Below are 15,792 nucleotides of genomic sequence, written 5' to 3' on the forward strand. Positions count from 1 at the left end.
TTTAAAAAAATACTAATGTCTAGATGCCTCAGTTTTTCTTTAATTATCCTGTTGATAGTAGCCTGCGAATCATCATCTTCAAAAAAATCAATTGATGAAGACTCTGAGTTGACATCAATTGCTTTTGAAAGAAGTAAAGGCGACTCTACCTCTACTTATCAAGAGGTTATTTTGTTTTATAAGCAATTATCTGACATGGATGAGAGGGTCAGCATCGAAGAAATTTATGAGACCGATAGCGGTGAGCCATTGCATCTGGTTACGTTTACACCTACCGAATTAGTGGAAAACCCGTTGAAATTAATGATCAATAATGGAATTCACCCAGGAGAATCTGATGGGATTGATGCTACTATGTTGCTATTCAAAGACTTGTACAAAAATGATTGGACACTTCCTGAAGGAGTACAACTTTTTACCATTCCAGTTTATAACGTCGGTGGAGCCCTCAATAGAAATTCTAATTCTAGGACCAATCAAAATGGTCCCGCAGCTTACGGCTTTAGAGGAAACGCCAGAAATTATGATCTAAATCGTGACTTCATTAAGTCTGATACTAAAAATAGTAAATCATTTTTTAGTATTTTTCATCAGGTTCAACCTGATGTTTTTGTGGATACACACGTGAGTAACGGCGCCGACTACCAATACACCTTAACTCACCTTTTTACACAATATAATAAATTGGGAGGGCCTCTTGGCAAACATTTAGAAAACAAATTTATTCCTTCAGTTGAAGAAAATTTGTTAAGTAAAGGCTGGCCCATTACACCCTATGTGAATGTTTTTAATGAAAGTCCTGAAAAAGGCTTTACCCAGTTTAATGATTCTCCCAGATATTCTTCTGGCTACACTAGCTTATGGAATACACTTGGTTTAATGATAGAAACCCACATGCTAAAACCCTATCCTAAACGTGTTGAAGGTACTTTTGAGATGCTTAAAACCCTGATTGACGTATCATCTCAACAAAAAGGTGAAATACAAAAAACAAGAAGAGCATCTTTTAATATGTTTTCTGACGCAGAGCACTACCCACTTAATTTTAAAGTAGATTCATCAACCTACAAGCAGATGAATTTTTTAGGCTATAAACTCGAAAACATGACAAGTGAAATCACTGGACTACCAAGAATCAAATTCAATCGTGACCAAACCTATGAAAGGCCAACTCAATATTACAATACTTTTTCTGCCTCAGATTCTGTAAGAATAGCTAAAGGCTATATCATACCTCAACAATGGACCAATGTTATTGAACTTTTGAAGTGGAATAATATTAGTTATGAGCGTTTTGCAGAAGATACTGTTATGCAGGTCGAACAATATAAAATTGAAGGTTTTAAAACAAGAAGTTCTGCTTATGAAGGCCATTATCTCCATTCTAACACTAAAGTAAGTGCTAAAACCTTAGACAAAACAGTAAGACAGGGAGACGTCTTTGTAGAGGTGGACCAACCAGGTATGCGTTATATCATCGAGACTTTAGAGCCCATAGCAGTAGACTCATTTTTCAATTGGAACTTTTTTGATAGCATTCTTCAGCAAAAAGAAGGTTTTTCGCCTTACGTGTTTGAGGATTTAGCTTTAGAAATTTTAAAAAATGATGATGCCCTTAAATTAAGATTTGAAGAAAAGAAGAAAAAAGATACTGATTTTGCAAACAATTGGTATGCACAATTAGATTGGATTCATAAGCAATCTAAGTATTATGAATATGCACACTTAACCTATCCTATCGTTAGGGTGCTGAACTAGGTATTCTTGAGGGAAAAGTAATTTGATGTTGGCATAAGACTTTTTGAGGGCTTTTTGAGTTTGTTCAAAATTTTTCCATTTGGCTTTTTTGATACCCTCTGAAGTTTCGGGAATAAGCTTCCCATCAAAACTTGTTTTCATTTCATACCAATGTGTCTCTTTCAGTTTATACTTATCATTCCTATTGATAATATGGTAAGTGATTTGTAAAAAAGAATGAATCTCTAAACCTTCCACGTGAGTCTCTTCTTCAACTTCCCTTAAAGCCGTCTCTTCCATGCTTTCTCCCTTTTCCATCTTGCCTTTAGGTAGGTCCCATTTTTTATTTCTATAAATAAAAAGTATTTCGTTTTTGGGGTTTAGGACCAAACCACCTCCTGCTTTCACAACCTTTAATTGCTTTTTTAGATGCTTAAGAAGTTTTCTTTCTTTCTTGTGATAAAGGTTTAAATATAAGAGCTCGCCGGCTTCAATCTGCTTGATTAGTCTTTTGATTTTTGCCTTTTTTATTGGGATATTTGTGTAATTAGAACCAATATTTTTCTGAGTAGACAATATAATTGGCACATCATTCACGAAAACTTTATACATTTGCGACATGATTTTAAACGAAAATACAGCTCACAAAACAGCCGAACTTCTCCTGCAAATTAACGCAATTAAATTGAATGCACAAGAACCATTCACTTGGGCAAGTGGCATGAAATCTCCTATCTACTGCGATAATAGAATCGTATTATCCTATCCCCCAATTCGAAATTATATTGTTGCAGAATTAGCAAAACCAATAGAAACTCTTTTTGGCAAGCCAGACGTCATTGCTGGAGTAGCCACAGGAGCTATCGGAATAGGGTCTATAATTGCAGATTATCTAGGTCTCCCATTTGTCTATGTAAGACCAGAACCTAAAAAACATGGCAGAAAAAATCAAATAGAAGGAAAATTAGATGCGCATGCTAATGTAGTGGTTATAGAAGATCTTATTAGCACTGGAAAAAGTAGTTTTAATGCTGTAAAAGCCTTAAAAGAAGAAGGACAAGCCAACATAAAAGGAATGATGGCTATTTTTACCTACGGCTTTAAAGAATCTGAGGAAGCTTTTAAGAAAGAACACTTAGATGTCTACACTCTAGGCAATTATGATATTCTTTTAGAAGAGGCCTATAGAACCAATTATTTAAATAAAGACGAATTAAAATTATTAAAAACCTGGAGGAAAGATCCTGCCAACTGGAATATATAAACGATGCACATAGAAAGCGATAAAAAAACAGTCAATAAAAGTCAAGAGGAAACCTTTGAATTTCTAAAGAATGTAGAAAATTTTGAAAAATTGATGCCAGAAAGCATTGAAAAGTTTGAGATGCTCAACGAGCAAAGCTTTCTTTTTCAACTTAAAGGGATGCCCACTATCAAATTAAAATTAGAAAAAACAGAGCCTCATCATTTAGTCATCTTGGCAGCTGCTAGTGATAAGTTACCTTTCACTCTTAAAGGAGTTATAGAGCCTATTGATGACACAAGCTCTCAGGTTCAACTTATTTTCGAAGGAGAGTTTAATAGCATGATGGCGATGATGATTAAGAATCCAATTAAAAAATTCATTACGACATTGAGCGAAAACTTACAAACGATCTAATTTTAGGAAGACAATTTTAAATTCTACACAAAGCAATTAATTAATTTTAATTGCTTTTTTATTTATTGCTCAAATTACATTAAAATCTTAAATTTATATAAAAATAGTTTGATGGAACAGGAAAGGCTTAAAGCGCTTTATAGTTATAAGATTATTGACACCAAAAACGATAAGAGTTTCGATAGGTTAGCAGAAATTGCTGCCACAATTTGTGATTGTTCTTTTGCACATATAAGTTTTGTAGATAAAGACAGGCTTTGGCTAAAATCCAGTTATAATGTGGAAGGTAAGGTCTATCCCAGAAAGGACACCTTTTGTAATTTAACGATAGAACAGCCTGAAGAAACCACTGTCATTCCAAACGTTGATAAATCAACAAGTAAAAAAATTAAATACCTAGCCTCCAAAAATCCTTCCGTCAAGTTTTACGCTGGACAATCTATCATAGATGAAAATGGTTATGCTATCGGGACTATATGTGTATACGATAGCAAACCAAAACAGCTAGACGATAAGCAAAAAAGGGTTCTTAAAGACCTGTCGCTTGAAGCAATGGAAAAAATAGTCTCTCATAAAGAACACTTAGAGTTAAATGAACTCAACGAAAGTATTGCTGATGGTAAGAGCCGCTTCCAAACTTTGCTCAACAATACAGGAGACATGGTATTTCTTATGGATGAAAAGTTGACGTTTATCGAGTTTTATGGAAAAGAAGAGAATTTATTATTAGAAAGAGCAAATTTTATAGGCAAAACTATAAGAGAAATCGATTTATCATCTAAGCTGATTCACCAAATTGAGCTTGCTGTTAAAGCTAGTAAACTCTATCATTCTAGTATTCCTGTTGAATATGACATTATTAGAAATGGCGTACAAAAATGGTTCAGCATGAACGTAACTGTCATTCAAAGGGAAAATTCAGAATCGGAAATTCTCTGCGTGATTCGAGAAAATACAGACCGGAAAAACACGGAAAAAAAACTCAAACTCATCAATAATCTTTTTGGCGAAGCGGAAAGCCTTGCAAGAGTTGGAGGTTGGCGTTATGATGTCCTCAAAAAGGAATTGTTTTGGACACCTATTTTAAAAGAAATTGCTGAAATTGAAAGTCATGTTCAACCGAGCATCGAAGAAGCTAAATTGTTTTTTAAAGAAGGAAAAAGTTTGGAACGAATCACAGAAAAGGTGATCGATTCCATAATGAAAAAAACCTCTTATACTGGAGAGTTTGAAGTGGTCACTGCTAAAAATAAGCCTATTTGGGCTTTGGTTAATATAAAACCTGAAATTGTAGATGGAGAATGTGTTGGAATTTACGGGTCTTTTCAAGATATCACTGAAGTTAAAAAGACGAAAGAGAAACTCAAGCAAGAGCGAAGTAGACTTAACAACATCATTAACGCTACCAATTTGGGCACATGGGAGTGGAACGTTCAAACTGGTGAAGCTTCATTCAATAAAAGGTTTGTAGAGATTTTAGGCCATACAACAATGGAAATTCCTTTAAATAATTCTATTGATGTTTGGAATAAAAGAACCCATCCAGGGGATTTAAAATTAAGTGATGATGCTTTAAACGAACACTTTAAAGGAAACACAGATTTTTATCAGCAGGAATTAAGACTAAAACATAAACAAGGCCACTGGATTTGGGTGTTGGATAAGGGTAAGGTTATCTCTTGGACAGATGATGGCCAACCCGAATGGATGTTTGGAACCCATCAGGACATTTCTGAAAAGAAAACGCTTGAAAAGAACTTAAAGCAAAACGTGCTGCAGTTTAAAAATATTTTTGAACTCTCACCAGTAGGTATTGTAATTACTGATTTTGCATCTGGTATATTTCTGGACGTCAATAAAGCCATGCAGGATATGGTTGGATATACAGAAGATGAAATTCTTGGAATGAGCATTTGGACAATTACTCCAGAAAAAAGCATTACAAAAAAAGATAGGCAGGAAATTAATAAACTGAAAAACTTATCCAAATTTGGTCCGATGGAAAAGGTTCTCAAGACTAAGTCTGGACAGATAATAACGGCCGTAATTAATGGATTAATTCATTTTGATGAAGCTGGAAGGCGCATTGTAATTGCTACACTTCAAGATATTACAGAACAGAAAAAGACAGAGCAGAAACTCCAAAACTCAAAAACTGAAGCCATTAAAGCGAGTAAGGCTAAATCAGAGTTTGTCGCCAACATGAGTCATGAAATGAGGACTCCACTAAATGGCGTGATTGGATTTTCTGATTTGTTGATGAAAACACCGCTAAATGAAGTGCAGCATCAGTATATGCGTACTGTATTTCAATCTGCTAATATATTGTTGGATCTTATCAATGATGTTTTAGATTTTTCAAAAATAGAGTCGGGTAAATTACAGTTAGATACGATTAAAACCAAACTTCTGGATATTGTTGAGGAAGTCTCAGATTTATCGAAGTATGAGGCACATAAAAAGGGACTAGAATTAGTGCTTATCGTTGAAGAAAATGTGCCTGATTATGTTTGGATAGACCCTGTAAGATTAAAGCAGGTTTTAATGAATCTAATTAGCAATGCAATAAAATTCACTAAAGAAGGCTTTGTAAAGCTGAGAATTTCATTTCAAAGCAAGAGCAATAATTTGTCCAATTTGGTCTTTTCAGTCGAAGATTCGGGAATAGGAATTGCAAAAGAGAACCAAAAGAAAATTTTTAATGCATTTATACAAGAGGATACCTCGGTCACTAAAAAATATGGAGGAACTGGACTAGGCCTAGCCATCACCGACAAAATATTGAATCTAATGGGAAGTGAATTGAAGCTCAAAAGTAAATTGGGGGTTGGAAGTCATTTTTCATTTAAAGTTGCTCTACAATCAAAATCAATTAAAAAACATCAGAGTTCACCTCTTGAAGGAGTTAAGCGAATGCTTCTCGTTTCAACCACAGTTGAACATTTTGAAACTATTCATTATCATTTAAATGCTTATGACATTACCACTGAGCATGTAAGCGACCTTAAGCATGTTGCAGATAAGATGATTAATTTTATTCCTGATGTTATTATAATCGACCAGGACTGTTCTAAAGATGATTCCTGTGAAATTGTATCAAGATTAAAAACGCATTCTAAAGCTAAAGGAGTACACTTCATTTTACTCAGCAAGTCCAGCTCTATAGAGGATATTAAGAATCCTGATGTCACTAAATATTTCGATCAAATTTTATCTAAACCAATCAAACGCAAAGACTTAATTGAAATATTGATAAAACAAAAACAAAAAAGTGAATTACAACCAAAAGTCAATAACATTAATGCTGAAGAAAAAGAGGCCAATGGGATGAAGTTTCTGGTTGCTGAAGATAATCTCATCAACATGGAGTTGATAAAATCATATTTGAAAAATATCTATAGTGATGCTATAATTTACGATGCGGAAGATGGAGTCAATGCGTTTCAATTATTTAAAACCTATTTACCAGATTTAGTATTTACAGATATCCAAATGCCCAACATGAATGGCTATGAATTAACTAAGGCCATTAGAAATCATCGTAAAGGAAAAGATATTCCAATAATAGCTATTACTGCTGGAACTGTAAAAGGAACAAAAGAAAAGTGCCTTGAGGCTGGAATGGACGATTATATTTCCAAGCCTATCTTGCAGGAAGCCATAAAAACAATTATTTCAAAACACTCAGTTAATAAAAGTAAAGAGTTAATTAAAGAACCTCTAAAAGATAAAAATGCTGCCATGTTTCAGAATTCTTTGAATAAATCTCATCTTATGGAGATGATAGGCCATAATGAAGAATTTTATAATGAACTTATCAAATTGGCAGATCAAACATTATCTGAGGCTTTAGTCGAATTGGAAACAATAAATAAAGAAGAGCATTTAAAAAAATTAGCACATAAAGTTAAAGGCACGGCTCTCAATCTTGGTGCAAACTCACTTTCAAATTTTGCTGTAAGCATTGAATCATCAAATATTTCATCAGCTAGCATATTAGAAAAGAAGAAAAAAGAGCTTGCTCAGCAAATAACCGATTTGATAAATTCCATCGCTGTTTTAGATTAATCAATACATTTAAAGAGAACAAACTTAAACATGCATTAAAATTTGACCCTGTTCTGACAAAATTATATGAATTTGTAAGGATAATACCTTCCATTAATTATGTTTGCAAAAAAAATAAATGGAGAAAGTAAAATTAAGCCTCGAAGATGTTGCCAATTTAGACTTTACAACCATAATCTGGATTGCTGCACCAGTGATGTTTACTTTAGTAGCTTTAGAATCTTATTTTAGCTATAAACAGAACAAAAAGCTGTATGAGGGAAAAGATTTTATGGCTTCCACTTTTATTGGAGTAGTTAATATTCTTTTGAATGGTGTGATGAAACTTGGGGTTTTCGCGTTTTTTCTCTTTTTTTATAATTTAACTCCTTTCTATATTCCTCACACTTGGTGGTCTTATATTCTTTGCTTTCTAGCCTTAGATTTTATAAGATATTGGTCTCATAGAATTGCTCATGAACAACGCTTTTGGTGGTCTACACACGTTGTCCATCACAATTCTGAATATTACAATCTTTCGACTTCTTTTAGATTATCCTGGACTCAAAACCTTAAAATTGTTTTCTTTTTGCCTGTTATTTTGATGGGATTTCATCCTTTTGTGTTTCTGGTTATCCATCAATTAGAGGTTTTATATCAATTCTGGATTCATACCGAGTACATCACTAAGCTTCCAAAACCTATCGAATATATATTCACCACGCCTTCACATCATCGTGTTCACCACTCTAAGAATGAAAAGTACTTAGATAAGAATTATGGTTCTACCTTGATTATATGGGATAGGATTTTTGGCACTTTTGAAGAAGAGGATGAAAAACCTGTGTATGGGATTACTAAACCCATTAACACTTATAACCCATTCATGCTTGTGTTTCATGAGTGGATTGCCCTTTTTAAAGACATGACCAGAGCAAAATCTGTCAAACAGGCGTTCCAGATGGCTTTTGGAAGTCCAGTGGATTACCATAAGTCTGAAATGGAAAAAGTAAGAGTTAAGCAAAGGGACCTTCAAAAAAAATAATTTGATCTATTAAACACATCAGAGTTTAGAGTTTTGCTTTATTTTTACCAAAACTCCACTCGATGAAATTTAGATTAGCATTAGTTCTCATTGGTTTGATAAGCATCTGTGAGGGCCAAACGACAATTCAGTCACCAGAAGAATTTCTTGGCTATCCCATAGGAACAGAATTTACCAGACATTATAAAGTAGTTGATTATTTCAATTACTTATCCGATAATAGTACTAGCATTAATTTTTCTTCTTATGGTAAAACCAATGAGAACAGAGTCCTTAGTTATGCATTAATCTCTTCAAAAAAGAATCTTGAGACCGTTGAAGCTCATAGAGTCAATCATTTAAAACAAACTGGGATTATTGATGGGGATTCAGATTCGAAAACAGCTGTTGTTTGGTTAAGTTATAACGTGCATGGAAACGAAGCCTCTAGTACAGAGGCGTCTATGGTCACTGCTTATGAACTCATTACAAAACACCAATCTACTTTAGAAAATACAATAGTTATCATAGATCCCTGTGTGAATCCAGACGGAAGAGATCGATACGTGAATTGGTATAATCAAGTGAAGGCGACCCCATATTCCCCTTACCAGGACGCTGTAGAACATAATGAGCCCTGGCCGGGTGGAAGACCAAACCATTACCTGTTCGATCTAAATCGAGATTGGATGTGGGCCACACAGGTAGAAACTCAGCAAAGGCTTAAACTTTATAATGACTGGATGCCTCATGTTCACGTAGACTTTCACGAACAGGGAATCAATTCACCCTATTATTTTGCTCCTGCAGCAAAACCATATCATGATATTATTACAGATTTCCAAAAAGACTTTCAAACCCGAATTGGTAAAAATAATGCTGAAGCTTTTGATGATCAAAGCTGGTCGTATTTTACTCGTGAACGCTTTGATTTATTTTATCCAAGCTACGGAGACACCTACCCTACCTATAATGGTGCGATTGGAATGACTTATGAGCAGGCTGGAAACGGGAGAGCCGGACTTGGTATTTATACCGATGAAGACTATGAACTCACTCTTGTAGATCGTGTGAAGCACCATGTCGTCAGCGGGCTTTCAACTGTAAAGACTTCTTCTGAAAATGCTAAGGAACTGAATTCAGAATTCAAAACCTATTTCGAACACTCCCCCGGTTTTGATTATTATGTATTAACAGGTGATCCACAAAAGCTGAAAACACTAAGCGAACTATTTAGTAAGCATGAGTATGAGTTTAAATTTTCAACAGAGGAAACGATAAAGGGAAAACATATGTTCAGCAATTCCTCCCAAAAATTCAATGCTAAAAATGCCTTAGTTCTTCCTGCAAATCAACCTAAAGCTAAAATGTTAGAGGTTTTATTTGAAGCAGATCCCAATTTATCTACTCCTCTTACCTACGATATCACTTCCTGGAATCTGGCTTTAGCGCACGGCGTCGACATCTATACTGTAGATGGAAATATCGAAACAACATCTGAAGCTCAAGAAATTAATAAAGCTTTTATAAATGATAACACAGTAGGATATGTTGCGCCCTGGAAAAGCATGAATGATGCTAAATTTTTAGCTCGCCTTTTATCTCATGATATCTCAGTAAGAGCCACCAACAAACCTTTTAAAATTGAAGGGAAATCCTATGAACGAGGAAGCTTAGTCATTACTAAGACTAACAATCAGCAAGCTAATTTGGATTCTTTAATCATCAATACCGCCTTTGAGATGGGTGTGAACCTCACCTCTGTTGCCACTGGATTCTCAGACTCAGGAACAGATTTTGGATCCCCAGACGTGAAAAAAGTCCACAAGCAGCGTATTGCTGTATTAAGAGGAGATGGCACGTCATCTTTAAGCTACGGTTCGCTTTGGTATTTCTTTGAACAGGAGCTGAACTACCCTATCATCTCAGTATCCACAGATGATTTCAACCGCATAGATTTAGAAGATTATGATGTGCTGGTTTTGCCAAGTGGCAGGTACTCATCTCTGCTTAAAGGTAAGCAATTAAACTCTTTAACCAATTGGATAAAAAATGGAGGAAAAGTAATTGCTTTAGCTAATGCTGTTTCTTTTTTTGAAGGAAAAGATGGGTTTGGCTTAGAGAGTGTTGAAGTCAAAAAAGACTCTACCAACAACAAGCTTATTCCTTACGCTGATCGTGAAATGGAAAGGACTAAAAACAATATCACTGGAGCTATTTTTCAAGTAAAAGTGGATAACACCCATCCCTTAGCATTCGGTTATCAAGATACCTATGCCTCTTTAAAAACAAGCTCTTCTGCTTATAAATACTTAGATAAAGGATTTAACGTTGCCTATATGGATGAGTCTAGCCGTCGATTAAGTGGTTTTGTTGGTGAAAAAGCGGCTGAAAAGATATCCAAATCCTTAGTTTTTGGAGAACAACGTCTCGGTCGCGGTAGTGTTATCTATTTTGTGGATGATGTCATGTTTCGATCGTTCTGGGAAAACGGAAAACTGTTTTTTGCGAATGCTCTGTTTATGGTAAATAACAGAAGTCAAAGCTTTAGGTAAACTATAATCTAAAGTCTAATGTTTTAATAAAAAGTGACATTACAGGTATCTGTGGATCAATTAATTAAGGTTCACAGTACTATAATCAGCTTTAATATTGAGGGTTTTAGAAGAAAGTGAGGCAGTTTTATTTTGATAGATTTTAGAGTCGAAAGCCTCATTCACTTTATAATTCAGTTTTGAAGCTAAATCGAATTCTGAAGATTTAGAATTGATATAGAAATTATAGACTACATCAGGCAGGCTGAGTTTTGCTGTAGAGTTCTTGAGATTAATATCAATAAATGTAAAATCCTTACTGATATTGTTTACTGTCAGTTCTCCAAAAGAGCCCTCAATCACTGCTTTTTGATTAACTCTATCGATAGTTAAGTTAGACGTTTTGGACACTGACGCAAATTCATTGACCTCTCCAATGTGAACCTTTTTCGCATACTTTAAGTTTAGATTTAAAGCCTTAGCTTTCGTGACATCTATATCAGAATAGTTGGCCGTAATGTTACAGGCTTCTCCTCTTAATTCATCAATTTGCAAACCTGAGTAGTTCAGGTTTGCATCGATTTCATTAAGGCTTGCTATTTTAAGCTGGCTACGTTTCACATTCAAGTCCAATTTAGCATCACGTGGAATTTTTATGATGATTTTCTTTTTTACTTTTCGATTAGCACGTAAACCTTTCAAAATTTTTCTTTCTTCCTGTAATTCAGATCTTGCTTCATTTAATTTTTCTCTCATTTCTCTTAAAGCTGGTCTCATTTGCTCTTTTAATCTATAAGTCATGACTCTTATGGAATCTTTAAAACCACTTTTTTCAATTTCTTCATTGAACTTCTCCTTCCACTCCTGCATTTCTTCCTTAAAGTTAGACTCTTTAAACATTTCCTTAATTTCCTCTTGAAATTCAGCAATATAGGCCTTTCCTTCTTCATTGAATCTTTCCATATCAAAGTCTAGGTCTATATTCTTAATTGAAGGCGGAAGTGGTGGTAAAGGTGGCGATGGTGGTGCAATTCCTTTGACATCTTCAGTAAGGATTTCATTATCATTTTCTTCATAATAAATATTATTTGACATAAATCGAGGGCTTTTCGTAGCAGAAGAAATTTCAACCTTTCTAGAATTACCTAATGCTTCAAACCCAGTGTTTTCCAAAATCTCATTGGCTAGGTCTTCCTCTTTAATGTCAATGCTAAATGTAGCTTCAATATCTACTCGGTTCTTATTCCACGTTTCAATGGTAATTTCAGCGTCATCTACATTAAGGAACACTTCTACATCCTTATTCACCTCAAAACTTTCTTTAAAAGTTTTCGTAGTTTGTGCGTAAGCAGAAAAGACCGATAAGAGGCACAAGCTAAATTTGATAAACGAGATTGTTTTCATTTTGTTTTTTGTTTAAATGATTCAACTTTTGTTTTAGATTTTGAAGCAATTCTAATCTAAGTTGTAAATTATCTATCATGGCATTGACGATCTCTTCTGTCACGCCATATTCATTGAGGTCCTGTCCTAATTCTTTATAAGCATCATTAATGATCTTTAATTCTTCTAAGTAACTGTTCACCATAGCTTCATGATCCTGAGGTGTTTCTAAAGTAGCTAACTCCAGCTTTATAGAAGTAAGGTAATAGTTTTCAATAGTCTTTAAATCTGCTGACACATCACCAAGCCTCATTGTTGATTCCTGAGAAGGGTTCTGAGCACTGTTTTCAGAAACTATATACGTCTGATTAATCATTAAGATTGTAGACAAAACAGCAATGAGGGCAACAGCAGCATATTTGTAAAACTTACTAAAATTCTTTTTAGAGCTTGATCCAAATTCTTTGTGCAATCGTTGCTCAAATTTCTTTTCATGTCCTTTAGACATTTTAAAAGACTTGGATGCATAATCAAAATCTTTACGCAAATCTTTCATGATCAAATTTTTTAAGTTCTTCTTTTAATAATTTTTTTCCTCTATGAAGAAGTATTCTTGAATTGTTGGGCTTAATCCCTAATATTTCACAGATCTCCTCATGATCATAGCCTTCCATCAAATACAATTTAAGAACGGTGGCATGCTTTCCGGGTAATTTCTCGATGCAGTTTTGAACCTCTTCTGTTGAGATGTGCGCTTTCACCTTCCAAGAATTACTTTCTTGCTCTGCTATATCTAAAACATTACTATCGATATCTTCGTGATACTTCAGTTGTCTATGGTAATCTATACTTTGATTGATCACGATTCGTTTTAGCCATGCTCCAAAAGTGATATTTCCATTATAATTTTCAATATGTTTAAAGGCTTTAATAAAAGCCTCTTGAACTGCATCTTCTGCCAAATCTTGCTGTTTAAGGTAACGCCTGGCAATGCATAACATAGCATCACAGTAGTTGCGATATAGCTTAAGCTGAGCTTTCCGCTTACCTTTTTTACAGTCTTCGATTAATTGGTTAGTAAACACACCGGCATGTTTTATTAAAATTGCTTCATTATAAATACGTTATCATTTCGCTTGCGTTACAATTATTTGGTATTTCGAATTCAGAATTTTTAATCAGAGTTAAATAAGCTAAGGTTAAAACACCCAAAATTAAATTTGATGTTATATTATAATTCACTTAAATACAAATACTTATATGTAAAACTCAATGTCATAATTGAAGAATACGCGCTTCAATTAGGCTTTTATTAAATTAAATATTTTAATAATATTTAACTTAAGTTAATCATTATTTAATTTCATATTAGATTAAAACGATCTACAAAAACATATTTTTGGAGTTATAAATTTAAGATTATGCAAAACATATTAGTTATAGGAGCAAATGGGACTACAGGAAGATTAGTCTCAAAAATTTTAGAAGACTCTACAGACCATAAGCCTTTTGCGATGGTGAGAAAAGACATACAAAAACCTTTCTTTGAAAATCAAGGAATTGAAACACGGCTTGGAGATTTAGAAGAGGATTTCTCTGAAGCCTTTAAAGGTATGGACAAAGTTATTTTTGCCGCTGGATCTGGAGGAAATACAAGTGATGAAAAAACCATCGCCGTGGATCAAAATGGAGCTATAAGAGCTATTGAGCTGGCAAAAGCTTACAAATTACAGAAATTTGTGATGCTGAGCTCTATGGGTACTGATAATCCTCAGGCTGTTGAAGGCTTAGAACAATACTTAAAGTCGAAAAAAGCTGCAGATGATTTTCTAAGGGAATCTGAAATGGTGTATACCATTGTTCAACCAGGTGGACTTACCAATGAAAGAGGCACTGAAAAGGTTGAAATTGCTAAAAAGCTAAAAAAAATGGGACAAATACCTCGAGAAGATGTCGCAAAAGCACTTGTTTACGCACTTGAACTTGAACGCACAAAAAACACTTCTTTTGAAATGATTTCTGGGGATAAAGATCTAGAAACAAGTATGAAGAATTATAAATAACCTTAACTTAAAGCTGTTCCTGATGAAGTATCAGGAACAGCGCTACTTATTATGAAAGAATTTTGGAACGATAGGTTTGAGAAAGAGGATTTTATATATGGTGAAGAACCCAATACTTTTTTTAAATCTCAATTAGATAGTATCAACTCCTGCGGAAAATCATTGTTTCCTATGGAAGGAGAAGGAAGAAATGCGTGTTATGCCTCAAACATGGGTTGGGAAGTTGATGCCTTCGATTATTCTGAAGCTGGAAAAAGAAAAGCAGAACAACTCTGTAATAAGAAACAATTTTCTATCAACTACAGTATTTCAACTGCTCAAGACTATAATTATCAGCCAAATACTTATGATTTGGTTGTTCTTATTTACGCACATCTTCAACCTGAATGGAGACATCAATTCCATCAGAATATTTTCAAAAGCTTAAAACCCGGTGGAAGGCTTGTCCTTGAAGCTTTTCATCCTAATCAACTAACTCAACACTATACATCAGGAGGTCCTAAAAACCAAGACATGCTTTACACTCTTCAGATGCTTGAAAAAGATTTTCAAAATATGACTAAAATCCAAGGTGAGGAACTTGAAATTCAGTTAGATGAAGGGAAATACCATGAAGGTAAAGGCTTTGTCACAAGATTGACGGGCGTTAAATAATTAAGCTTAATAAGAAATTGAGACGGTATAAATCAAATAATAGCTAAATTTGGTTTAAACTACTTCTCATGATTTTCAGATTAACTCTCATTCTTACCCTACTCACTTCAGTTGCTTCTGTTGCTCAAACTCCTCAGATACCAAAACTGGATTTTGAAACTTATGATTTTCCAAGAGCCGTTGTAGTTAAAACTCCAGGAAAAGATAAATCCTATTTAAAAAGTAATATCGAAATGTGGATCGATAATTATTTTACAGATACCTCACTTATAAACAGTGAATTTGAGAACGATACATTTAGAATTAACGCCAAAGAAGATCGATTTTTCGAGATAAAGAACTTACCTACTGAACTCCATTTTCAGTTAAAACTATCTTTAAAAGATAATAGATACCGATTTGAGGTCACCTCTTTAAGTTATAAATACTACACAGAGCTATATGTGATCAACAACATCAATTTAATTAAAGATGATGTTATTAAAAATGATCTAGAAAATAGCCGAAACTTATTAAGCAATTTTTTTAATGCTTTAAACCTTGAATTGTACAAGTACATAAACTCTAATGATCAAGATTGGTAAATAAAATTAACTTTTTACTTTAGATTTTAAATATTTATATTATAATTGCTTGTGTTTATACTTTAATGATTTGTAATTTAGACGACTCAAACTGTTTTTAATCAGT

The 15,792-nt window shown here is 34.1% G+C and carries 13 protein-coding genes; 9 read left to right on the top strand and 4 right to left on the bottom strand.

Annotation, left to right across the window (positions count from 1 at the left end; all coding sequences use genetic code 11):
• Nucleotides 1–15: 15 nt before the first annotated feature.
• A complete protein-coding gene (locus F598_RS0112005; protein WP_019039308.1) occupies nt 16–1,758 on the top strand; it encodes a M14 family metallopeptidase in 1,743 nt (580 codons plus the stop codon).
• Here F598_RS0112005 and F598_RS0112010 read toward each other — a convergent pair.
• Nucleotides 1,726–2,349 carry an NUDIX hydrolase gene (locus F598_RS0112010; protein WP_026302698.1) on the bottom strand — a complete coding sequence of 208 codons (624 nt, stop codon included), beginning with the start codon at nt 2,347–2,349 and terminating at the stop codon, nt 1,726–1,728. The two genes, F598_RS0112005 and F598_RS0112010, sit on opposite strands and share 33 nt — an antisense overlap.
• 7 nt (nt 2,350–2,356) lie before the next feature.
• On the opposite strand from F598_RS0112010, the gene pyrE reads away from it, so the two are divergent.
• The 5 genes from pyrE to F598_RS0112035 all read left to right on the top strand — a co-directional run bounded on the left by pyrE (nt 2,357) and on the right by F598_RS0112035 (nt 11,023).
• On the top strand, nt 2,357–3,001 hold the full coding sequence (gene pyrE / locus F598_RS0112015; RefSeq protein WP_019039310.1) for an orotate phosphoribosyltransferase: 645 nt from the start codon (nt 2,357–2,359) through the stop codon (nt 2,999–3,001).
• A 3-nt stretch (nt 3,002–3,004) separates the two neighbouring features.
• Nucleotides 3,005–3,397, top strand: coding sequence for a hypothetical protein (locus F598_RS0112020; RefSeq protein WP_019039311.1), 393 nt, complete (start codon nt 3,005–3,007; stop codon nt 3,395–3,397).
• A 111-nt stretch (nt 3,398–3,508) separates the two neighbouring features.
• Nucleotides 3,509–7,465: a PAS domain S-box protein gene (locus F598_RS0112025; protein ID WP_019039312.1), complete on the top strand. Its 3,957-nt coding sequence runs from the start codon at nt 3,509–3,511 to the stop codon at nt 7,463–7,465.
• Between the two features lie 118 nt (nt 7,466–7,583).
• On the top strand, nt 7,584–8,489 hold the full coding sequence (locus F598_RS0112030) for a sterol desaturase family protein (RefSeq protein ID WP_019039313.1): 906 nt from the start codon (nt 7,584–7,586) through the stop codon (nt 8,487–8,489).
• Between the two features lie 62 nt (nt 8,490–8,551).
• Nucleotides 8,552–11,023 carry a M14 family metallopeptidase gene (locus F598_RS0112035; RefSeq protein ID WP_019039314.1) on the top strand — a complete coding sequence of 824 codons (2,472 nt, stop codon included), beginning with the start codon at nt 8,552–8,554 and terminating at the stop codon, nt 11,021–11,023.
• A 60-nt stretch (nt 11,024–11,083) separates the two neighbouring features.
• Here F598_RS0112035 and F598_RS0112040 read toward each other — a convergent pair whose 3' ends face one another.
• The 3 genes from F598_RS0112040 to F598_RS0112050 are packed head-to-tail and all read right to left on the bottom strand — an operon-like array spanning nt 11,084 to nt 13,470.
• Nucleotides 11,084–12,406, bottom strand: coding sequence for a hypothetical protein (locus tag F598_RS0112040; RefSeq protein WP_019039315.1), 1,323 nt, complete (start codon nt 12,404–12,406; stop codon nt 11,084–11,086).
• A complete protein-coding gene (locus F598_RS0112045; RefSeq protein WP_019039316.1) occupies nt 12,378–12,941 on the bottom strand; it encodes a hypothetical protein in 564 nt (187 codons plus the stop codon). Before F598_RS0112045 ends, F598_RS0112040 begins: the two co-directional genes overlap by 29 nt.
• Nucleotides 12,925–13,470 (bottom strand): RNA polymerase sigma factor, encoded by a 546-nt coding sequence (locus F598_RS0112050; RefSeq protein ID WP_019039317.1) that lies wholly within the window; start codon nt 13,468–13,470, stop codon nt 12,925–12,927. Before F598_RS0112050 ends, F598_RS0112045 begins: the two co-directional genes overlap by 17 nt.
• 336 nt (nt 13,471–13,806) lie before the next feature.
• On the opposite strand from F598_RS0112050, the gene F598_RS0112055 reads away from it, so the two are divergent.
• The 3 genes from F598_RS0112055 to F598_RS0112065 all read left to right on the top strand — a co-directional run bounded on the left by F598_RS0112055 (nt 13,807) and on the right by F598_RS0112065 (nt 15,686).
• Nucleotides 13,807–14,448 (top strand): SDR family oxidoreductase, encoded by a 642-nt coding sequence (locus F598_RS0112055; protein WP_019039318.1) that lies wholly within the window; start codon nt 13,807–13,809, stop codon nt 14,446–14,448.
• A 51-nt stretch (nt 14,449–14,499) separates the two neighbouring features.
• A complete protein-coding gene (locus F598_RS0112060) occupies nt 14,500–15,102 on the top strand; it encodes a class I SAM-dependent methyltransferase (protein ID WP_019039319.1) in 603 nt (200 codons plus the stop codon).
• Nucleotides 15,103–15,170: 68 nt separating this feature from the next.
• Entirely contained in the window at nt 15,171–15,686 is a 516-nt protein-coding gene (locus F598_RS0112065) for a DUF4468 domain-containing protein (protein WP_019039320.1), read from the top strand.
• Nucleotides 15,687–15,792: the final 106 nt, after the last annotated feature.

It is taken from the genome of Psychroflexus tropicus DSM 15496, from assembly GCF_000378765.1.
Lineage (GTDB): Bacteria > Bacteroidota > Bacteroidia > Flavobacteriales > Flavobacteriaceae > Psychroflexus > Psychroflexus tropicus.

Excerpts from the sequence above, each read along its gene's own strand:
- F598_RS0112005 (WP_019039308.1), top strand. The coding sequence starts at position 16 with ATGTCTAGATGCCTCAGTTTTTCTTTAATTATCCTGTTGATAGTAGCC.
- F598_RS0112010 (WP_026302698.1), bottom strand. The coding sequence starts at position 2,349 with ATGTATAAAGTTTTCGTGAATGATGTGCCAATTATATTGTCTACTCAG.
- pyrE (WP_019039310.1), top strand. The coding sequence starts at position 2,357 with ATGATTTTAAACGAAAATACAGCTCACAAAACAGCCGAACTTCTCCTG.
- F598_RS0112020 (WP_019039311.1), top strand. The coding sequence starts at position 3,005 with ATGCACATAGAAAGCGATAAAAAAACAGTCAATAAAAGTCAAGAGGAA.
- F598_RS0112025 (WP_019039312.1), top strand. The coding sequence starts at position 3,509 with ATGGAACAGGAAAGGCTTAAAGCGCTTTATAGTTATAAGATTATTGAC.
- F598_RS0112030 (WP_019039313.1), top strand. The coding sequence starts at position 7,584 with ATGGAGAAAGTAAAATTAAGCCTCGAAGATGTTGCCAATTTAGACTTT.
- F598_RS0112035 (WP_019039314.1), top strand. The coding sequence starts at position 8,552 with ATGAAATTTAGATTAGCATTAGTTCTCATTGGTTTGATAAGCATCTGT.
- F598_RS0112040 (WP_019039315.1), bottom strand. The coding sequence starts at position 12,406 with ATGAAAACAATCTCGTTTATCAAATTTAGCTTGTGCCTCTTATCGGTC.
- F598_RS0112045 (WP_019039316.1), bottom strand. The coding sequence starts at position 12,941 with ATGAAAGATTTGCGTAAAGATTTTGATTATGCATCCAAGTCTTTTAAA.
- F598_RS0112055 (WP_019039318.1), top strand. The coding sequence starts at position 13,807 with ATGCAAAACATATTAGTTATAGGAGCAAATGGGACTACAGGAAGATTA.
- F598_RS0112060 (WP_019039319.1), top strand. The coding sequence starts at position 14,500 with ATGAAAGAATTTTGGAACGATAGGTTTGAGAAAGAGGATTTTATATAT.
- F598_RS0112065 (WP_019039320.1), top strand. The coding sequence starts at position 15,171 with ATGATTTTCAGATTAACTCTCATTCTTACCCTACTCACTTCAGTTGCT.